This is a genomic window from Pseudomonas sp. p106, assembly GCF_003936645.1.
Lineage (GTDB): Bacteria > Pseudomonadota > Gammaproteobacteria > Pseudomonadales > Pseudomonadaceae > Aquipseudomonas > Aquipseudomonas putida_E.
The window spans coordinates 91,774-111,117 of record NZ_RHQR01000004.1; the positions used below are offsets into that span (position 1 = coordinate 91,774).

Here is a 19,344-nt window from a genome sequence, read left to right on the forward strand (position 1 = left end):
GGCATTCTTGGCTAGTCTTAACGGTTGGCGGCATCGCTTTGCCGCCACCGTGATGACCCGAGGCGCCGGCAATGCCCCGAGCGCCCGAAACCTGATCAGGAGTGCACGATGGACCTCAACCGTCGGCAATTCTTCAAGGTCGCCGCTGTCGGCCTTGGAGGCTCGAGCCTGGCGGCGTTGGGCATGGCCCCGACGCCGGCCTTCGCCGAGCAGGTGCGCCACTTCAAGCTGGCGCATACCAAGGAAACCCGCAACACCTGCCCCTACTGCTCGGTCGGCTGCGGCCTGATCCTTTACAGCCAGGGCGATGCGGGCAAGAACGTCAAACAGAACATCATCCATATCGAAGGCGACGCCGACCACCCGGTCAACCGCGGCACCCTGTGCCCGAAAGGCGCCGGCCTGCTGGACTTCATCCACAGCGAGAGCCGCCTCAAATACCCTGAGGTGCGCAAGGCGGGCAGCAAGGAGTGGGTGCGGGTCAGTTGGGACGAGGCACTCGACCGCGTCGCCGGACTGATGAAGCAGGACCGCGACGCCAACTTCATCGAAAAGAACGCCCAGGGGCAAACCGTCAACCGCTGGCTTACCACCGGTTTTCTCGCTGCCTCCGCCGCCTCCAGCGAGGCCGGCTACCTGACCCACAAGGTCATCCGCGCAACCGGCATGCTGGGGTTCGATAACCAGGCACGTGTCTGACATGGCCCGACGGTGGCAAGTCTTGCCCCGACGTACGGCCGTGGCGCCATGACCAACCACTGGTCAGATATCGCCAACGCGAATCTGGTCCTGGTGATGGGTGGCAACGCAGCAGAAGCGCACCCGTGCGGCTTCAAGTGGGTGACCGAGGCCAAAGCGCACAACAAGGCGCGGCTGATCGTGGTCGACCCGCGGTTTACCCGTACCGCCTCGGTGGCGGACTACTACGCGCCAATTCGTACCGGCAGCGACATCGCCTTCATGGGCGGGTTGATCAACTACCTGCTGAGCAATGACAAGATCCAGCACGAGTACGTGCGCAACTACACCGACGTGTCGTTCATCGTCAAAGAAACCTATGGTTTCGAAGACGGGCTGTTCAGTGGTTACGACGCGGCCAAGCGTGTGTATGCCGACAAGTCCGGCTGGGGGTACGAACTGGGCGAGGACGGTTTCGCCAAGGTCGATCCGACCCTGCAGCACCCGCGTTGCGTGTTCCAGTTGATGAAGCAGCATTACAGCCGCTATACCCCGGAACTGGCGAGCATGACCTGTGGCATGCCGCAGGACGCCATGATGAAGATCTGGGAAGAGATCGCCACCTGCTCGGTACCGGGCAAGACCATGACGATCCTCTATGCACTGGGCTGGACGCAGCATTCGATCGGCGCGCAGATCATCCGCAGTGCGGCCATGGTCCAGTTGCTGCTGGGCAACGTCGGCATGCCGGGTGGCGGGGTCAATGCCCTGCGCGGGCATTCCAACATCCAGGGCCTGACCGACCTTGGCTTGCTGTCCAACTCGCTGCCGGGCTACTTGAGCCTGCCTGGCGATGCCGAGCAGGACTATGCCGCCTACATTGACAAGCGGGCCTCCAAGCCGCTGCGCCCTGGCCAGTTGTCCTACTGGCAGAACTACGGCAAGTTCCATGTCAGCCTGATGAAGGCCTGGTATGGCGCCAATGCCACGGCAGAAAACAATTGGGGTTACGACTGGTTGCCCAAGCTCGACGTGCCGGCCTATGACGTGCTGCGCATGTTCGAGATGATGAGCCAAGGCAAGGTCAACGGTTACATCTGCCAAGGCTTCAACCCGATCGCCGCGTTGCCCGACAAGAACCGCGTGACTGCTGCCCTGGGCAAGCTCAAGTGGCTGGTGGTCATGGACCCGCTGGCCACCGAGACCTCGGAGTTCTGGCGCAATGCCGGGCCCTTCAATGACGTCGACACGGCCAATATCCAGACCGAAGTGATCCGCCTGCCCACCACCTGTTTCGCCGAGGAGGATGGTTCGCTGGTCAACAGCAGCCGCTGGCTGCAGTGGCACTGGAAGGGCGCCGACGGCCCGGGCGAGACCCGCACCGACGTGCAGATCATGAGCGAGTTGTTCCTGCGCATGCGTCAGCGCTATCAGACCGAGGGTGGCACTTACCCTGATCCGATCATGAACATCAGTTGGCCCTACAAGCTGCCTGACGAGCCGTCCCCGGAGGAACTGGCCAAGGAAATGAACGGCTGGGCGGTCACTGATGTGACCGACCCCTCGGGCGCGCTCATCAAGGCCGGGCAACAGTTGGCAGGCTTCGGCCAGCTCAAGGACGACGGCAGCACTGCGTCCGGCTGCTGGATCTTCGCCGGTTGCTGGACCGAGCAGGGCAACCAGATGGCGCGGCGTGACAACAGCGACCCGTATGGCATGCACCAGGCGCAGAACTGGGCCTGGGCCTGGCCGGCCAACCGCCGCATTCTGTACAACCGTGCCTCCAGCGACCTGCAAGGCAAGCCATGGGACCCGGAGAAAAAGCGCCTGGTATGGTGGAACGGCAAGGCCTGGACCGGCACCGACGTGCCCGACTTCAAGGTCGATTCACCACCGCAAGCGGGCATGAACCCGTTCATCATGAACCCCGAGGGCGTGGCGCGGTTCTTTGCCATCGACAAGATGGCCGAAGGGCCGTTCCCCGAGCACTACGAGCCGTTCGAGACGCCGATCGGCATCAACCCGCTGCACCCGAAGAACAACAAGGCCACCAGCAACCCGGCCGGGCGGATCTTCGATTCGGTGTGGGACACCCTCGGCAAGCACGACGAATTCCCGTATGCGGCGACGACGTACCGGCTGACCGAGCACTTCCACTTCTGGAGCAAGCATTGCCGGCTCAACGCCATTGCCCAGCCCGAGCAGTTCGTCGAGATCGGTGAGGTGCTGGCCAACGAGAAAGGCATCAAGGCGGGCGACCGGGTGCGGGTGTCGAGCAAGCGCGGGCATATCGAAGCGGTGGCGGTGGTGACCAAGCGGATTCGCCCGCTGCAGGTCAACAACCAGACCGTGCACCAGATCGGCATCCCGTTGCACTGGGGCTTCACCGGCGCGACACGGCACGGTTACCTGACCAACACCTTGGTGCCCTTCCTCGGTGACGGCAACACGCAGACGCCGGAGTCCAAGTCGTTTCTCGTCAAAGTGGAGAAAATCTGATGGCCAGCCAAGACATCATTGCCCGCTCGGCCACCACCACCGTACCGCCTTCGGTACGCCTGCAGCAGGAAGTCGCCAAACTGATCGACACCACCAAATGCATCGGCTGCAAGGCCTGCCAGGTGGCGTGTTCAGAGTGGAACGAGCTGCGTGACGAGGTCGGCCACAACCACGGTACCTACGACAACCCCCAAGACCTGACGGCCGATACCTGGACCCTGATGCGCTTCACTGAACACGAGCGCGACGATGGCAACCTGGAGTGGCTGATCCGCAAGGACGGCTGCATGCATTGCGCCGAGCCGGGTTGCCTGAAGGCGTGCCCGAGCCCGGGTGCGATCATCAAGCACGCCAACGGCATCGTCGATTTCAACCAGGACCATTGCATCGGCTGTGGCTATTGCATCACTGGCTGCCCGTTCAACATTCCGCGCATCTCGCAGAAAGACCACAAGGCCTACAAGTGCTCGCTGTGTTCCGACCGCGTGAGCGTGGGCCTGGAGCCTGCCTGCGTGAAAACCTGCCCGACCGGCGCGATCGTCTTTGGCAGCAAGGACGAAATGAAGGTGCATGCTGCCGAACGCATCGTCGACCTCAAATCGCGTGGCTACGACAACGCCGGGCTCTACGACCCGGACGGCGTCGGTGGCACGCACGTGATGTATGTACTGCACCATGCCGATACGCCCCGCTTGTATGCCGGCCTGCCGGACCAGCCGGTGATCAGCCCGCTGGTGGGCTTGTGGAAGGGCATCACCAAGCCGCTGGCACTGCTGGCGATGGGCGCGGCGGTGCTGGCCGGGTTCTTCCACTATGTGCGGGTTGGCCCGCAGCGGGTCGAGGAGGACGAACACCCCAGCCCCACGCCACCTGATGACAGCGTGCACCAGGTGGACCCGGCGGTGCATGTCTATGATCCGAAGCAGCCCGGTGGGCAAGGGGAGCAGCGGCCATGAACGACGACAAACCCATCCTGCGCTACAACGCCAACGAGCGGACCAACCACTGGATCGTCGCCATCCTGTTCGTGCTGGCCGGGCTTTCGGGGCTGGCGCTGTTCCATCCGGCGCTGTTCTGGCTGAGCCATCTGTTCGGCGGCGGGCCGTGGACACGCATCCTGCACCCCTTCATCGGGGTGGCCATGTTCGTGTTCTTTCTGTTCCTGGTGGTGCGTTTCTGGCGCGCCAACTTCATCACTGCCAACGACCGCCTGTGGCTGCGCCGCATCGACCGGGTGATGCTCAACAAGGAGGAGGGCGTGCCGCCGATCGGCAAATATAACGCCGGGCAGAAGCTGCTGTTCTGGACGTTGTTGGTGTGCATGCTGGTGTTGCTGTTCAGTGGCGTGGTGATCTGGCGTGCGTACTTCAGCCATTTCTTCGGCATAGGTTCGATTCGCCTGGCGTCGTTGGCCCATGCGCTGGCGGGCTTCGTGCTGATTCTCAGCATCATCGTGCACATCTACGCCGGTATCTGGATCAAGGGCTCGATCGGCGCCATGCTGCATGGCTGGGTCAGCCGCGCCTGGGCGCGCAAACACCATCAGTTGTGGTACCGCGAGGTGACCGGCGACAAGACGCCGAGTGACCATGGACGTAAAGAAGGATGAACGCTTGAGCACGATACTCGAACCGGGGCAGATCGAAGCGTCGGCGGTGATGCCGCCGTTTCTTCACCTGCCGCCCGCCAACCTGTTCGAACTGCGCGCCATGCGCCTCGAACAGCTCGCTGCAGGGCATGCCCTTGGCGACTACCTGCGCCTGATCGCCCGGCTGTGTCGCATTCAGCAGCAGCTTGTGGATAACCCGCCTGGTGGTTTGCCAGTGGCCGATGACCGACAGCGCCTGTGCATAAGTCATGGTTTGCCACCCCTTGCGGCCGACGGCCTGGTGCGCGAGGGGCCGTGGCTGGCGTGGTTGCAGGCGCTGATCGATCATTTCGACGGCGAGGCCAATGGCCCTTTGGCGGCAGCACTGCTGGCGCTGCGTGGCAGTGATGACAGCCAGCGCAAAGGCTGGGGGAGCGCATTGCTGGCCGGGCAGTACGACGCTGTGCCCGCAGCACTGGTGCCGTTTCTGGGTGCCGCGCTGCAGGCGGCCTGGTCCAGCTGGTTGCTGGCGCTGCCGGCAGTTGAACTCAAGCCGTCGGGCAGCCAGGCCCAGTGCCCGGCCTGTGGTTCGCCGGCCATGGCGGGGGTGGTGCGTAACCGTGGCAAGCACAACGGCCTGCGTTACCTGGCGTGCTCCTTGTGTGCCTGCGAATGGCATGTGGTGCGGGTCAAGTGCGTGTATTGCGAATCGAGCAAGGGCTTGCGCTACACCAGCCTGGAGGATGACCGCCATGCGCCGGGCAAGGCGCCGCTGCGGGCGGAGTGCTGCCCGGGGTGCAATACCTACCTGAAACAGAATTACCTTGAGAACGACGCTGCTGCCGAGCCGTTGGCCGATGACCTGGCCAGCCTGGCGCTGGATATCCGGTTGGACGAGGAGGGCTTTCATCGGCTGGCACCCAACCTGATGCTGGCGCCGGGTGGTGGGTGAGTGTCTACACTGCACAATTGAGTTGCCCCCATCGCCGGCAAGCCGGCTCCCGCAGCTATTTCACCGCTCCCCAGAGCGATGCAGCCCTGTAGGAGCCGGCTTGCCGGCGATGAGGCCCGAACAGACAATGGATAAGGTAGTACCTGATGTCTTCAAGCCTTGCCAGCAATACACCGCGGCTCCCTTCCATCGACACCCTGCTACGCCACCCGGCCTGCCTCCCGCTGATCGAGCGCCATGGCCGCGACGCTGTGCTCGCCACCCTGCGCCAGCTGCTCGGCGACCTGCGCGAACCTGTTCGCAACGGCCAACTCGGCGCTGCCGAACTGGGCGCTGAAATCCTCCTGGGCCGCAGCGGCGAGCGCCTGGCCGCCCAGCAGCGCAGCCAGGTACGCCGCGTCTTCAACCTCACCGGCACGGTACTGCACACCAACCTCGGTCGTGCCCTGTTGCCGGAGGAAGCCGTTGAAGCCATGCAGACCGCCGCCCGCTATCCGCTCAACCTGGAGTTCGACCTTGCCACCGGCAAGCGTGGCGACCGAGACGATCTGATCGAAGGGCTGATCCGCGAGCTGACCGGCGCCGAAGCGGTCACCGTGGTCAACAACAATGCTGCCGCCGTGCTGCTTGCGCTCAACAGCCTGGGCGCGCGCAAGGAGGGCATCATTTCCCGCGGTGAGCTGATCGAGATCGGCGGCGCCTTTCGCATTCCCGATATCATGGCCCGTGCCGGTGTACGCCTGCACGAGGTCGGCACCACCAACCGCACCCATGCCCGCGACTATGAAGCTGCCATCGGCCCGCGTACCGGCTTGTTGATGCGGGTGCATTGCAGCAACTACAGCATCCAGGGCTTCACCACCCAGGTGCCGACCGCGGAGCTTGCGCGAATCGCCCATCAGCATGAACTGCCGCTGCTGGAAGACCTGGGCAGCGGCAGCCTGCTCGACCTGACCCGCTGGGGCCTGCCCGCCGAGCCGACCGTGCGCCAGGCCCTGGCCGATGGTGCGGATATCGTGACCTTCAGCGGTGACAAGCTGCTTGGCGGCCCGCAGGCGGGGATCATCGTCGGTCGCAAGGATTTGATCGCGAGGATCAAGAAGAACCCGCTGAAACGTGCACTGCGCGTCGACAAGATCACCCTCGCCGCCCTCGAAGCCGTGCTGGCGCTGTACCGCAACCCGGACAGGCTGGCCGAGCGCTTGCCCAGCCTGCGCCTGTTGACCCGCAGCCAGGCTGAAATCCACGCCCAGGCCGAGCGCCTGGCACCCGAGCTCAAGGCTCGCCTCGGGGGGCAATGGGCCGTCAGCGTCGAGCCGGCGCTCGGCATGATCGGCAGCGGCAGTCAGCCGGTTGCGCGCCTGCCCAGCGCCGCGCTGTGCCTGCGCCCACAGGTGTCGAAGAAACTGCGCGGGCGCAGCCTGCATGTGCTGGAGCGCGCCTTGCGCGATCTGGCGGTGCCCGTGCTCGGCCGTATCGACGATGACGCGCTGTGGCTCGACCTGCGCCAGCTGGACGATGAAGCCCAATGGCTGGCGCAGCTACCGGCCCTGCAACTGGGGCCGGTGCAGTGATCGTTGGTACCGCCGGCCACATCGACCACGGCAAGACCGCATTGCTCCAGGCCCTGACCGGGCAGGCCGGCGACCATCGCCAGGAAGAACGCGAGCGCGGCATGACCATCGACCTGGGCTATCGCTATGCCGCCTTGGCTGAAGGCGCGCCACTGACGGGGTTCATCGATGTGCCCGGCCACGAGCGTTTCATCCACAACATGCTTGCCGGCGCCCAGGGTATCGATCTGGTGTTGCTGGTGGTGGCTGCTGATGACGGCGTCATGCCGCAGACCCGTGAGCACCTGGCGATCATCGAGTTGCTGGGCATTCCCCAGGCGCTGGTGGCAATCAGCAAGTGCGACCGGGTCGCGCCGGCGCGCGTGGCCCAAGTGCAGTTGCAGATTACGCAGTTGCTGGCGCCCGGGCCTTATGCCGGGGCGGCGCAGTTCCCGCTGTCGAGTGTTACCGGCGCGGGGGTCGAGGCGCTGCGTCATGCGTTGCTGGCGGCGGGCGAGGGTTTGAAGCAGCGCAGCGTGCGTGGCGGCTTTCGGTTGGCTATCGACCGCGCCTTTGCGGTCACCGGGGCTGGCCTGGTGGTCACGGGTACGGCGCTGGCCGGGCGTGTCAGTGCGGGTGATACGTTGTTGCTGGGCAAGGCCGGTAAAGCGGTGCGGGTACGTGGCCTGCATGCGCAGAACCAGGCGGCGCTGGTGGCTGAAGCGGGGCAGCGTGTAGCGCTGAACATTGCTGCCGAGCGCCTCGCGGTGGAGCAGGTGCGCCGTGGCGATTGGCTGGTATCGCAATGGCTGCACGCGCCCAGCACACGGGTCGATATCGAACTGCAGCTGCTCGCCGGCGAGTCCCGTCCTTTCGAACATTTCAGTGCCGTGCATGTACATCTGGGGACCCAGGACGTCACCGCACGGGTCGCCCTGCTCGAAGGCGAGCGCCTGCTTGCAGGCCAGCGCATGTTCGCCCAATTGTTGCTCAATGCGCCGCTGCAAGCCGTGCATGGCGACCGCCTGGTGCTGCGTGACCAGCGTGCCCAACGCACCCTTGGCGGCGGTACGGTGCTGGACCCGTTCGCACCGAGCCGGCAGCGTCGCAGCGAGGCGCGCTTGCGCCAGTTGGAAGTGCTGCGTGATGCCGAGGGCCTGGAGCAGGCCTTGATGGCGTTGCTCGACAACGCACCAGGCGGGCTCGACCCGCAGCGGCTGGAGCGCCAGTTCAACCGCTTGCGTGAGGGCTGGCAGTTGCCAGCTGACGTGCTGGTGGTCGCAACCAGGCAAGGCCAGTTGTTGTTCGCTAAAGCCCAGTGGCAGGCGCTCAAACACCAGGTGCGCGAACAACTGGCGTTGTTCCATGAGCAGGAACCCGACCAGCTTGGCCCGGACCGTGACCGCCTGCGCCGCTTCGCCGCCCTGCCTGTCGAGCGTCCCGCATTCGTCAGCCTGCTCGAGGAGATGCTCGGCGAAGGCACTATTGCCAGCAGCGGGCCGTGGTTGCATCTGCCTGGTCACAAAGTGCAGTTGAGCGACGCCGACAGCGCGCTATGGGCGCGGCTGCAGCCAAGGTTGCTGGAAGGGCGCTTCGATCCGCCTTGGGTGCGGACGCTGGCCAGCGAAGAGAAATGTGCCGAGGCGGATGTGCGCCTGTTGTTGCGAAAGTTGGCCAGGCTCGGCGTAGTGCATCAGGTGGTACGTGACCTGTTCTACCCCGAGGCGACGCTACAGCGCATGGCAGAGCTGCTGCTTGGGCAAGCGAATGAAACACCGATAGTGCAGGTGGCCGCATTTCGCGATATGTTGGGCATCGGTCGCAAGCGCAGTGTGCAGATTCTGGAATACTTCGACCGTATCGGCCTGACCCGCAGGGTTGCCGATCAGCGTCACATCCGCGCCGACAGCGCCCTGGCCCAACAGCAGGCCAGGCACTGAGTTCAAGGAAGGCAATCGCGCCCGGTGGCGCGGCCGGGCTTCAAACCCGGTTGGGGACGGCAGCCGTTCCCGGGCAGGTTCGACTCCCGCTGCCTTCCGCCAATTTCCTGTTCAAGCGCGCTCGCCGCACAGGTCCAGCGCAAACCACTGCTCTGCAGCATCTGCATCCAGCCCCGCGCCCAGCAGCGCAAACATCTTGCCCAGCGCCGCCTCACGGGTCATGCCACCGCCACTGACCAGCCCGGCACCGCGCAGGCGGTTGCCCGCCGCATAGGTATCGAACACCACCGAACCCTCGGGGCACTGGCTGATGGCAACCAGCATCACCCCACGCTGGCGCGCCGAGCGCAGCACGTCGAGCAAGGCTTGGTCATCCGACGGCCCGGTGCCGCTGCCGTAACATTCAAGCAGTAGCCCTTGCACCCCGGTGTCGAGCACCGCACGCAGGTGTTCGGCCTGCAAACCGGGGAATACCGGCATCACGGCAATGTTCACCGGTTGGCGCTGCTGGCGATAACCCAAGGTGGCAGGTACGTCGTTCGCCCGCTCGCCTTCACGATGACGCGGCAACGCGGCGAAGGCGTCGAACGCTTCGCTGCGAAGCTTCGAGGCGCGGCAGCCCTGCAACAGCTGGCCATGGAAGTACAGCTGCACGCCAGCCTCAAGGCCTTGCTCGAACTGGCGCAGGGCACCGCACAGGTTGTCCCAGGCATCACTGCCCGGTGCACCGGCCGGCAACATTGACCCGGTCAGCAGAACTGGCACCGGCAGGCCCAGCAGCAGGAACGACAACGCCGCAGCACTGTGGGCGAGGGTGTCGGTGCCATGCAGCACCAGCACGCCATCGTGGCCGTCATTGTCCACTGCACAGACGATGGCATCGCGCATTGCCAGCCAGTTGTGCTGCTGCATGTTGGCACTGTCGAGCAGCGGGTTCATTTCCTGCAGCGTCCACTGCACCTGGGGTGCATCGCCCAGTTGGGCGAAGTGTTCGCGCATCCGCGCATCGAAGCCACCGGCCGGTGCCAGGCCTTCGGCGGTTTCGAGCATGCCGATGGTGCCGCCGGTGTAGAGGACGAGAAGATTCGTGACTGCACGCATGGAAAGCATCCGTAGCGGTGAGCTGAGAGTAGGCAGCCGCCCGCGAACGGGGCGGCTGGGCAGGCGAGGATATCAGCGCTGCGGCTGAACTTCGCCGACGGCTTTGTCAACGGCTGTTTCGGCCTGCGGATTGGCCGGCCAGGCGTTGCGGTCCAGGTCCAGGTCGGCGAACTTGCTCGAGTCGAACACGGGCTGCTTGATGCCGGCTTTGCGCTGGTCATCGTAATCGCGCATCACACGCAGGCCGACCTTGAACAGCAAGGCCAAGGCGACCAGGTTGACGAAGGCCAGGCAGGTCATGGTGATGTCGGCGAAGGCGAACACGGTGGTCAGGTCCTGTACCGAACCCCAGACCACCAGCGCCAGTACCAGGCCACGGAACACCAGCAGTACCAGGCGGTTGCGGCTGAGGAACTGCAGGCTGTTCTCGCCCAGGTAGTAGTTGTAGAGGATGCAGGTGAAGACGAACAGCGACAGCGCGACGCTGACGAACAGGCGGCCCCAGTCACCGACCACAGCAGCCAGCGAGTTCTGGGTCAGGACGATACCGTCACCTTCGAAGCCCGGGGTATAGAAGCCAGACAGCAGGATCAGCAGTGCGGTGCAGGTGCAGATCAGGAAGGTGTCGAGGAACACGCTGAAAGCCTGGACCACGCCTTGCGCGCCCGGGTGCTTCACGGCAGCCACGGCAGCGACGTTGGGCGCACTGCCCAAGCCTGCTTCGTTGGCGAACACGCCGCGTTTCACGCCCATGACGATGGCGCTGCCGAGCAGGCCGGCGAATGCAGGGTCCAGGCCGAAGGCGCTTTTGAAGATGGTTTCCAGCATTGCCGGTACGTGTTCGATCTGGGTGCCGATCACGTACAGGGTCACGCCGATGTAGGCCAGGGTCTTGACCGGTACCAGCAGGTCGGAGACTGCGGCGATACGCTTGATGCCACCCAGGAACACGATAGCCAGCAGTACCGCCAGGGCGATACCGGTGTGGCTTGGGTCGAAGCCGAAGGCGTTCTGCAGCGAATGTGTCACGGTGTACGACTGCAGGCCCATGAAGGCGAAGCCGTAGGTGACCAGCAGCAGGATCGAGAACACGATGGCCATGCTCCTGAGCTTCAGGCCGTGCAGGATGTAGTAGGCCGGGCCACCACGGTACAGGCCATCGCCATCGGCGCGCTTGTACACCTGGGCCAAGGTACATTCGAAGAAGCTGCTGGCCATGCCCACCAGTGCGGTGACCCACATCCAGAACACGGCCCCCGGGCCACCCAGGGTCACGGCGATGCCGACACCGGCGATGTTACCGGCGCCAACGCGGCCGGCCAGGCTCAGCATCAGGGCCTGGAAGGAGCTCAGCTGGCCTGCCTGGCCACGCAGCGATTCCTTGAACACACTGAACATGTGGGCGAAATGGCGGAACTGTACGAACCGCGAGCGGATGGTGAAGTAACCGCCGAGACCGACGATCAGCACGATGAGAAGCTTCCCCGAAAGGAAATCGTTGAGTGCTTCGAGCATTGGAAAATGACCTCGATTCTTATTCTTCGCGTGAAAAGACCAGCGGACGGCAGGCGCACCGCTATCGTTGGGGCGCATGGTTGGCCATGACAAGAGTGGTTACAATTTCGCGGGTTGCTCTGAATTGATGCGACTTGATGCTACACTTGCGCCATTCGCGTCACCCTGGATTCAGAACATGAGCGATCATTTCGCTACCAACCTCAAATTGGCCTGCAGCCACTACCGCTCTATCTCCGAAGTTTGCCGCCAGCTGTCGATCAACCGTGCGCAGTTCAACAAATACCTGAGCGGGCAGAGCCGCCCGACGGCGTTCAACCTCAAGCGCATCGGTGATTTCTTCGGTGTCGAGGATTACGAACTGAATTTGCCTCCCGAGCAGTTCGCCCGCCTGATCGGCGCCCGGGTATCGGCCGTGGCCGATCAGCCCAGCGACCCGATCAGCGAGCTGTTCCGCCCGCTGCACGAGCACGCCGGCAACCTGTCGCGCTACTGCGGCTATTACTTCGAGTACTCCAACTGCATGTCGGTACCCGGCACGATCCTGGTGTCACTGGTGCACCTGCGCGAGGAGCGCGGCCGCTTCCTGTTCGAGCGCCAGGAGCGTCAGGAGCGCTCTAGCGCCACCGACCTGCATGCCGAGGTGCGTTGCCGCTACCTGGGCGCGGCGTTCCAGCTGCAGGACCGGATGTTTCTCATCGACTACGAGTCGCTGACCCTGAACGAGATGAGCCAGACCATCCTCATCCCCAGCTTCAAGAGCCGCATCACCCGCTTGAATGGCCTGAAGACCGGTGTTTCCAGCGGCGACCGGCGCAACCCGGCCTGCACCCGGGTGGTGTGGGAGTACCTGGGTGAGGAGATCAACCGCATCAACGCCTACCGGCAGGTGAAGCTGTATCAGCCGGACGATCCGCGAATCGATGACGACGTGCGTGAGCGGCTGAGTGTGGGGCCACTCAGTAACGGCTTGTTCGAAATCGAATAGATTGAGCGTCTGTATGGGTATCGCCTCTTGGCGTCCGATGTCACGGGACAGGCCCAGCTGGCTTGCAGTTTATTGAATGCGAGATGGCGGATCTCGGGTCCGGCCTTAGCGTTTACCCCGGTAGTGCTGTCAGCCTCAGGGTTGGACTTCCCCGTCTGGAAACCGCAAAATGAACCCTTTCCCTCATCAACCTGTTCGGATCTGCTGACTCTATGCGTATGCGCCTGATGCTGTTGGGTGGTGGCAATGCCCTCGGGCAAGCGCTGATTCGTCTCGGGGCCGAGGAGGACATCGCATTTCTGGCGCCGCGCCCGCCGGAAGACGGCTGGACGCCAGCAAGCCTGACCCAGCTGCTTGACGATCATCGCCCCGATGCGCTGGTCAACCTGGCTTACTACTTCGACTGGTTCCAGGCCGAGTCGGTCAGCGAGCCGCGCCTGGCTCAGCAGGAGCGGGCGGTGGAGCGCTTGGCGGAGCTGTGCCAGCATCACCAGATCACCTTGGTGCAGCCTTCCAGCTACCGGGTGTTCGATGGTTCGCGTGCCACGGCCTATAGCGAAAAAGATGAGCCGGTGCCGTTGGGCCTGCGTGGCCAGGCCTTGTGGCGCATCGAACAGAGCGTGCGTGCGGCCTGCCCGCAGCATGTGCTGCTGCGCTTCGGCTGGTTGCTGGACGAGAGCATCGACGGTGCCCTGGGCCGCTTCCTGACCCGCGCCGAGCAACCGCAGGAGCTGTTGCTGGCCGATGACCGCCGCGGCAACCCGACGCCGGTCGACGATGCCGCGCGGGTGATCCTGTCGGTGCTCAAGCAGCTCGATTGCACCGCGCCGCTGTGGGGCACTTACCACTACGCCGGTAACGAGGCGACCACGCCGCTGGCGCTGGGCCAGGCGATCCTCACCGAGGCCGGGCAGCATCGCCAGCTGGCCGTGCAGGCACCGACCGCGCAGGCGCATGCCGCCCGCCCGGATGCCAGTGAAGAGCCGCAGAACGCGGTGCTGGCCTGCAAGAAAATCCTTCATACCTTCGGCATCAAGCCGCGTGCCTGGCGCGCCGGCCTGCCGCCTCTACTGGACCGTTTCTACCGCCATGGCTGACGCCCCCATCCTGATCACCGGCGGCGCCGGCTTCATTGGCTCCCACCTGTGCGATGCGTTGCTGGCTAAAGGCTACGCGGTGCGTGTGCTGGACGACCTTTCCACTGGCAAGCGCGACAACCTGCAACTGGGCAACCCGCGCCTTGAGCTGGTGGAGGGTGATGTTGCCGATGCCGCACTGGTTCAGCGCGCCGCGGCAGGTTGCAGCGCTGTGGTTCATTTGGCCGCGGTGGCTTCGGTGCAGGCTTCTGTCGAAGACCCGGTAAAGACCCACCAGAGCAATTTCATCGGCACCCTCAATGTCTGTGAGGCCATGCGCCTGCAGGGTGTGCGCCGGGTATTGTTCGCCTCCAGCGCGGCGGTGTACGGGAATAACGGCGAAGGCCAGTCGATTGCCGAGGATACGCCCAAGGCGCCGCTGACCCCCTATGCGGTGGACAAGCTGGCCAGCGAGCAGTACCTGGACTTCTACCGCCGCCAGCATGGGCTGGAGCCGGTGGTGTTTCGCTTCTTCAACATCTTCGGGCCGCGCCAGGACCCTTCGTCCCCGTATTCCGGGGTGATCAGCATTTTCAGTGAGCGGGCCACCCAAGGGTTGCCGATCACGGTGTTCGGCGACGGCGAGCAAACTCGGGATTTCCTGTATGTGGGCGACCTGGTGCAGGTGATGGTGCAGGCGCTCGAGCAGCCGCAGGTGGAAGAGGGCGCGGTGAATATCGGCCTGAACCAGGCGACTTCGCTGAACCAGTTGCTCAAGGCGCTGGAAACCGTGGTCGGCAGCTTGCCGCCTGTCAGTTATGGCGAGGCTCGTTCGGGTGACATTCGCCACTCGCGGGCGGATAACCAGCGTTTGCTGGCACGATTCGATTTTCCGCAGCCGACTTCGATGGTCGAAGGGCTGGCGCGCTTGCTCGGCAAGGCCTGACTTAGGCCGCTTTGCGGCCCATCGCCGGCAAGCCGGCCACGCTGATTGATGTACTCCGCACCTTGTGGGAGCTGGCTTGCCGGCGATGGGCTGCGTAGCAGCCCTAATGAGACTAACTGACTGGCATCAGGCCTTGGCCGCCCTGCATCGCAGTGGTCAGAACTTGTAGCCAAGGCCGACCATGTAGACCCACGGGTCGACTTCCACGTTGACCTTGGTCTTGCTGTAACCCAGCGCGCTCGGGCCGTCGACGGTGGCCTTGGTGTCGATATCGACGTACCAGACCGAAGCGTTGACCAACAGGTTGTCGGTGAGCATGTAGTCCATCCCCAACTGCCCGGCGATACCGACCGAGTCCTGCAGCTTGAGGTTGCTGAAGCCCTGTTGCTTGCGCGCGCTGCTCAGGTCTTCGTCGAAGAACAGGGTGTAGTTGATGCCGATGCCAGCGTACGGCTGGAAGCGCGAGTTCGGTGCCATCGGGTAGTACTGCAGCGACAGGGTCGGTGGCAGTTGCTTGATGTCGGCCAGCTTGCCGTCCAGGCCGCCACCCAGGCCCTTCACGCCCACGGTGTGCTGGAACGGCGTGGCCGCCAGCAGTTCAAGGCCGACGTGGTCGGTGAGCATGTAGGCGAAAGTCAGGCCCAGTTGGGTGTCGCTGTCCAGGGTCGCCTTGGTGCCCGACACCTTGTTGCCGTCGAACTTCAGGTCGCCGCTGCTTTCGTTCGGGGCGGTGGTGATCGCGCCTGCGCGCAGGATCATGTCTCCCGCCTGGTAGGCGTGGGCGGCAGGGGCGGCGAGCGCAAGGGCCACAAGTGAGGCGCCGAGCAAGGACTTGTTCATGGAAGCTCCGAAAGGACGTGAGTAATCAAGTTGTCCAATGGTACGGAGCCGTCTAAACCGAATGTTTGACCCAGCTCAAAGAACTGCGTTCACGAATTAGAAACAGTTCTCACTTCAGCTCATAAACGTATATTTTCTCGGCTTCCATCTGGTAGCCGGCGTCGGCCAGTTCGCTGCTGGAGGCTCTGACGTGCAGCTTTCCTTCAATCCAGTAGGGCTGGTACAGGTCTTCGACGCGTACGCCCATTTCGCTGAAGATATGCACGATCTGGTTGGAGGGCGGTGGCGGTACATGGATACAGGCGCCGTAGTAGGGCACTAACAGGAACTCGGTAGTGCGACCTTCTTCGCTGACTTCCAGTGGCACGATATAGCCGGGAAGTTTGATTTGCTGGCCGTCCAGGTCCTTGACCACCGGCGCATCGGGCGCTTGCTGGCGCGCCGCTGGGGCCGACTCAGCGGACAGGGCGCTGCTCAGTTGCGACATGTCGTGTAGCGGGGCGAGTTGCGGCGGGATGATCGGCGCGCCTTCCGGGATCAGTGCAGGCCAGTCGAGTTCGCGGGGTTCGGCCGCCCAGGTGGGGGCGGCGAGCATCAGCAGGGATAAAAACAGCGCGCGGAACATGGCGTTTTCTCAGAGGTGAATCGACAACCCATCGGCCAGCGACTGCCGGTAAGCGCGCCAGGCCGGCACGCTGCCCATCAGCAGCGCTGCGCCGAGGATGATAGCAAGCAGCGTCCACTCGTGCGTGCTGGGCCAGGCCAGCGGCAGGTACAGGCCGTAGTTGGCCTGAACGTAGCCTTGGGCGAGGGCGATGCCGGCATACAGCAGGCCAAGCCCGGCAACGATACCGGCACTTGCCAGTGCCAGTGCTTCAAGCACCAGCAACCCGGCAATGTGCCAAGGCCGGGCCCCCACCGAGCGCAGAATTGCCATTTCCCGGCGACGTTCGTTGAGGCTGGTGAGAATGGCCGTGAGCATGCCGATCAAACCGGTCAACACGACGAACAGCGAGACCACGAACAACGCCTGTTCGGCCGTACCCATCAGGCTCCACAACTCCTGCAGCGCTACCCCGGGCAAGATCGCCAGCAGCGGCTCGCTGCGGTATTCATTGATCTCGCGCTGCAGGCTGAAGGTGGCGATCTTGCTGTTCAGGCCCAGCATGAACGCGGTGATCGCGGCGGGCTGCAGGTCCATGCTGCGAGCCTGTTCGGCGCTGATGCGCCCGGCACCACGGGCAGGCACGCCGTTATGCCAGTCGATATGGATCGCCTCCATGCCCGCCAGGCTGATGTGCAGCGTGCGGTCGACAGGTGTGCCGGTGCGTTTGAGCACGCCGACCACGGTGAACGGCTTGTCGTCGTGTTTGACCAGGCTGATTGCCGCCACGCCATGGGCAAGCACCAGCTTGTCGCCAAGCTTGTAGTGCAGCGCCTCGGCCACCTCGGCCCCCAGCACCACCTCGAACGGGTCGCTGGCGAACTCACGGCCTTGGCTCAGCTCCAGGTGCTGCCGGCGACCGTACTGGTAATGGCTGAAGTATTCACCGGTGGTGCCCATCACCCGGTAGCCGCGGTGCGAGTCGCCGAGCGAGATGGGAATCGCCCACTTCACCCGTGGGTCCTGGGCGTAATGCTGGTAACTGTCCCAACGGATATTGTTGGTGGCGTTGCCGATACGGAATACCGAATACAGCAGCAGGTTTACCGAACCCGAGCGGGCGCCGACGATCAGGTCGGTGCCGCTGATGGTGCTGGCGAAACTGGCGCGTGCTTCGGTGCGCACACGTTCCACGGCCAGCAGCAGGCACACCGACAGGGCGATGGCGAAGGCGGTGAGAAACGCCGTGAAACGGCGATTGGCCAGGCTGGCCAGGGCAAGGCGAAGCAGGTACATCAGGCCTCCCGGGGCGTGGCTGCGCGGTTGAGTTCGGCCAGTGACAGATGACGGTCGAACAGCGGTGCCAGGCTCTGGTCATGGCTGACGAACAACAGGCTGGAGCCGGCGGCGCGACATTCATCGAACAGCAGGCGGATGAACGCCTCGCGGGTGTCGGCATCCAGTGCCGAGGTCGGTTCGTCGGCAATGACCAGCTCGGGTTGGCCGATCAATGCTCGGGCAGCGGCCACCCTTTGTTGCTGGCCGATCGACAGGCTGTCGGCGCGGCGGGCAAGCAGTGCCGGGTCGTTCAGGCCCAGATGGGCAAGCAGCTCGCGGGCAGCTTGGTCGACACTGCCGTGGCGTTGGCGGGCGCGGTCGGCCCGGCTGTGCGAAAAGCGGCAGGGCAGTTCGACGTTTTCCCGTACCGAGAGGAACGGCAGCAGGTTGAACTGCTGGAAGATATAACCGGTGTGATCGACCCGAAAGCGGTCGCGGGCGCCCTGGCCAAGGCTGCCGAGATCCTGGCCGAGCAACTGGATACGGCCCTGGGCTGGCACGTTCACCCCGCCCAGCAGGCCCAGCAAGGTGGTCTTGCCACTGCCGCTGGGGCCCTTGAGGAACAGGGCCTCGCCTGCTTCCAGGCGAAACGCGGGGATATCCAGCAATGGCGGCTGCCCTGGCCAGGCGAACACTAGGTCTTGCAGCGCGATCAACGGCAGGCTCATTCAGAACGCGACCACGGCCTTGGCAGGCGAGGTTTCCAGGCCTTTCTGGCCGTTCGGGCCGATCAACTGCACATTGATTTTCTGCGTGGCGGGGAAGGTCTTGAACAGCGGTGCGAGGTCGAGCTGAGAGAGTTTTTCCGGGGCGGAGCATTTGAGCTGATAGTGCGCACTGATGTCGCTGTGCTGGTGGCCATGCTCATGTTCATCACCGTCGTCATCTTTTGCCGCATCACCGAACAGTGGGCTCTCCAGCTCCTGAGCATCTTCCTGGCAGCCAGCAGCCGCTGCCAGGCCAAACAGCTTCAGAGGTTGCTCGAGCTGCTGGCGCACGGCGGCGACCTTGGCTTTGTCGGCATCACTGCTGGCGCTGTGTTCAAAGCCGACCAGGTTCATTGCCGGGCTGTCCAGCTCCAGCTCAAGGGTGTTGCCGTCGAGCACCACATTGAGCTTGGCCACACCGTGCTCATGCGCCCCGAGCGTGCCGTGGGCGTGATCATGGTCTTCGTGGGCATGAGCCACGGCCAGGGGCAGCAGGGCGAAGGGCAGGGCGAGCAGCAGGCGACGCATGGGTGACTCCAGAAGCGGACCGGGAAAGATTTAGTAATGTTATAACAACTTTTCTCTGTGCCGCCAGCCTGCGTGGTGAAGGTTTCATGTTGTTGTAGCATGAGGGTATTGAACGCGCCTGAAGGAATGCATCGTGAGAATTCGTGGACAGATTGGTGACTGGCCGGTGGACCTGAGCATTGAGCTGGAGCCCGAAGAGTGGGCGCAGTTGGGGCGGCAGCTTGAAATGCCTGTGGCGGCCGAAACGGTATCGCAGGCTATAGCGGCAGCGCCGCGCCAGGATGACGGGCAGTGGACGGCTGCGCGGGAGGTGCTGCGTCAGGCGGGGCAGATGAACGGGCCAGAATTGCTGGACCGGTTGGAAGGGCTGGCGGGTAGTACGGCGGCGGGCAAGCGGCTGCTGGTGCGGTTGCGACACAGCAGTGAGGTGAAGGTGGAAAGTGGCGCGGATGCGCCGGTGTATCACTGGATCGGGTAAAGCTGTAGGCCTG

At 64.0% G+C, this 19,344-nt stretch carries 17 protein-coding genes and 1 tRNA gene; 11 read left to right on the forward strand and 7 right to left on the reverse strand.

The window, feature by feature from the left end:
• Positions 1–108 precede the first annotated feature (108 nt).
• From fdnG to EGJ09_RS06705, 7 genes are all read left to right on the forward strand, one after another.
• On the forward strand, positions 109–3,177 hold the full coding sequence (gene fdnG / locus EGJ09_RS06675) for a formate dehydrogenase-N subunit alpha (protein WP_148101096.1): 3,069 nt from the start codon (positions 109–111) through the stop codon (positions 3,175–3,177).
• Entirely contained in the window at positions 3,177–4,133 is a 957-nt protein-coding gene (gene fdxH / locus EGJ09_RS06680) for a formate dehydrogenase subunit beta (RefSeq protein ID WP_046785079.1), read from the forward strand. Before fdnG ends, fdxH begins: the two co-directional genes overlap by 1 nt.
• Positions 4,130–4,786 carry a formate dehydrogenase subunit gamma gene (locus EGJ09_RS06685; protein ID WP_046785080.1) on the forward strand — a complete coding sequence of 219 codons (657 nt, stop codon included), beginning with the start codon at positions 4,130–4,132 and terminating at the stop codon, positions 4,784–4,786. The genes fdxH and EGJ09_RS06685 overlap by 4 nt, the downstream gene beginning before the upstream one ends.
• Before the next feature lie 4 nt (positions 4,787–4,790).
• Entirely contained in the window at positions 4,791–5,717 is a 927-nt protein-coding gene (gene fdhE, locus EGJ09_RS06690; protein ID WP_125923570.1) for a formate dehydrogenase accessory protein FdhE, read from the forward strand.
• A gap of 146 nt (positions 5,718–5,863) precedes the next feature.
• Complete coding sequence (gene selA, locus EGJ09_RS06695; protein ID WP_119688183.1) at positions 5,864–7,291, forward strand: L-seryl-tRNA(Sec) selenium transferase; 1,428 nt, start codon at positions 5,864–5,866, stop codon at positions 7,289–7,291.
• Positions 7,288–9,210, forward strand: a complete 1,923-nt coding sequence (gene selB, locus EGJ09_RS06700) for a selenocysteine-specific translation elongation factor (protein WP_125923571.1) — start codon at positions 7,288–7,290, stop codon at positions 9,208–9,210. The genes selA and selB overlap by 4 nt, the downstream gene beginning before the upstream one ends.
• Before the next feature lie 6 nt (positions 9,211–9,216).
• Positions 9,217–9,312: transfer RNA gene (locus EGJ09_RS06705), tRNA-Sec, on the forward strand.
• 9 nt (positions 9,313–9,321) lie between these two features.
• Here the strand turns inward: EGJ09_RS06705 and EGJ09_RS06710 are convergent.
• Both EGJ09_RS06710 and EGJ09_RS06715 read right to left on the reverse strand, forming a co-directional pair.
• Positions 9,322–10,311, reverse strand: coding sequence for an asparaginase (locus EGJ09_RS06710; RefSeq protein WP_125923487.1), 990 nt, complete (start codon positions 10,309–10,311; stop codon positions 9,322–9,324).
• Between the two features lie 72 nt (positions 10,312–10,383).
• Complete coding sequence (locus EGJ09_RS06715) at positions 10,384–11,826, reverse strand: sodium:alanine symporter family protein (RefSeq protein ID WP_115273460.1); 1,443 nt, start codon at positions 11,824–11,826, stop codon at positions 10,384–10,386.
• A 178-nt stretch (positions 11,827–12,004) separates the two neighbouring features.
• Between EGJ09_RS06715 and EGJ09_RS06720 the strand changes: the two genes are divergently transcribed.
• The 3 genes from EGJ09_RS06720 (at position 12,005) to EGJ09_RS06730 (ending at position 14,836) form a co-directional block, all read left to right on the forward strand.
• Entirely contained in the window at positions 12,005–12,814 is an 810-nt protein-coding gene (locus tag EGJ09_RS06720; RefSeq protein WP_046785085.1) for a helix-turn-helix transcriptional regulator, read from the forward strand.
• A gap of 212 nt (positions 12,815–13,026) precedes the next feature.
• Positions 13,027–13,911, forward strand: a complete 885-nt coding sequence (locus tag EGJ09_RS06725; RefSeq protein ID WP_046785086.1) for a sugar nucleotide-binding protein — start codon at positions 13,027–13,029, stop codon at positions 13,909–13,911.
• Positions 13,904–14,836: an NAD-dependent epimerase/dehydratase family protein gene (locus tag EGJ09_RS06730; protein ID WP_125923488.1), complete on the forward strand. Its 933-nt coding sequence runs from the start codon at positions 13,904–13,906 to the stop codon at positions 14,834–14,836. The genes EGJ09_RS06725 and EGJ09_RS06730 overlap by 8 nt, the downstream gene beginning before the upstream one ends.
• A 156-nt stretch (positions 14,837–14,992) precedes the next feature.
• Here the strand turns inward: EGJ09_RS06730 and EGJ09_RS06735 are convergent, their stop codons facing one another.
• The 5 genes from EGJ09_RS06735 to EGJ09_RS06755 form a co-directional block, all read right to left on the reverse strand.
• Complete coding sequence (locus tag EGJ09_RS06735; RefSeq protein WP_012312498.1) at positions 14,993–15,676, reverse strand: OmpW family protein; 684 nt, start codon at positions 15,674–15,676, stop codon at positions 14,993–14,995.
• Positions 15,677–15,785: 109 nt separating this feature from the next.
• Entirely contained in the window at positions 15,786–16,301 is a 516-nt protein-coding gene (locus tag EGJ09_RS06740) for a DUF3299 domain-containing protein (protein WP_046785088.1), read from the reverse strand.
• A 9-nt stretch (positions 16,302–16,310) separates the two neighbouring features.
• Complete coding sequence (locus EGJ09_RS06745; RefSeq protein ID WP_125923489.1) at positions 16,311–17,576, reverse strand: ABC transporter permease; 1,266 nt, start codon at positions 17,574–17,576, stop codon at positions 16,311–16,313.
• Entirely contained in the window at positions 17,576–18,286 is a 711-nt protein-coding gene (locus tag EGJ09_RS06750) for an ABC transporter ATP-binding protein (RefSeq protein ID WP_046785090.1), read from the reverse strand. Before EGJ09_RS06750 ends, EGJ09_RS06745 begins: the two co-directional genes overlap by 1 nt.
• Entirely contained in the window at positions 18,287–18,853 is a 567-nt protein-coding gene (locus tag EGJ09_RS06755) for a DUF2796 domain-containing protein (RefSeq protein WP_125923490.1), read from the reverse strand.
• A gap of 133 nt (positions 18,854–18,986) precedes the next feature.
• Between EGJ09_RS06755 and EGJ09_RS06760 the strand changes: the two genes are divergently transcribed.
• Complete coding sequence (locus EGJ09_RS06760; RefSeq protein ID WP_115273465.1) at positions 18,987–19,331, forward strand: hypothetical protein; 345 nt, start codon at positions 18,987–18,989, stop codon at positions 19,329–19,331.
• Positions 19,332–19,344: the final 13 nt, after the last annotated feature.

Coding starts and splice junctions, on each gene's coding strand:
- EGJ09_RS06725 (WP_046785086.1), top strand. CDS start 13,027: ATGCGTATGCGCCTGATGCTGTTGGGTGGTGGCAATGCCCTCGGGCAA.
- EGJ09_RS06735 (WP_012312498.1), bottom strand. CDS start 15,676: ATGAACAAGTCCTTGCTCGGCGCCTCACTTGTGGCCCTTGCGCTCGCC.
- EGJ09_RS06730 (WP_125923488.1), top strand. CDS start 13,904: ATGGCTGACGCCCCCATCCTGATCACCGGCGGCGCCGGCTTCATTGGC.
- EGJ09_RS06750 (WP_046785090.1), bottom strand. CDS start 18,286: ATGAGCCTGCCGTTGATCGCGCTGCAAGACCTAGTGTTCGCCTGGCCA.
- EGJ09_RS06715 (WP_115273460.1), bottom strand. CDS start 11,826: ATGCTCGAAGCACTCAACGATTTCCTTTCGGGGAAGCTTCTCATCGTG.
- EGJ09_RS06685 (WP_046785080.1), top strand. CDS start 4,130: ATGAACGACGACAAACCCATCCTGCGCTACAACGCCAACGAGCGGACC.
- EGJ09_RS06745 (WP_125923489.1), bottom strand. CDS start 17,576: ATGTACCTGCTTCGCCTTGCCCTGGCCAGCCTGGCCAATCGCCGTTTC.
- EGJ09_RS06710 (WP_125923487.1), bottom strand. CDS start 10,311: ATGCGTGCAGTCACGAATCTTCTCGTCCTCTACACCGGCGGCACCATC.
- selA (WP_119688183.1), top strand. CDS start 5,864: ATGTCTTCAAGCCTTGCCAGCAATACACCGCGGCTCCCTTCCATCGAC.
- EGJ09_RS06740 (WP_046785088.1), bottom strand. CDS start 16,301: ATGTTCCGCGCGCTGTTTTTATCCCTGCTGATGCTCGCCGCCCCCACC.
- EGJ09_RS06755 (WP_125923490.1), bottom strand. CDS start 18,853: ATGCGTCGCCTGCTGCTCGCCCTGCCCTTCGCCCTGCTGCCCCTGGCC.
- fdxH (WP_046785079.1), top strand. CDS start 3,177: ATGGCCAGCCAAGACATCATTGCCCGCTCGGCCACCACCACCGTACCG.
- EGJ09_RS06720 (WP_046785085.1), top strand. CDS start 12,005: ATGAGCGATCATTTCGCTACCAACCTCAAATTGGCCTGCAGCCACTAC.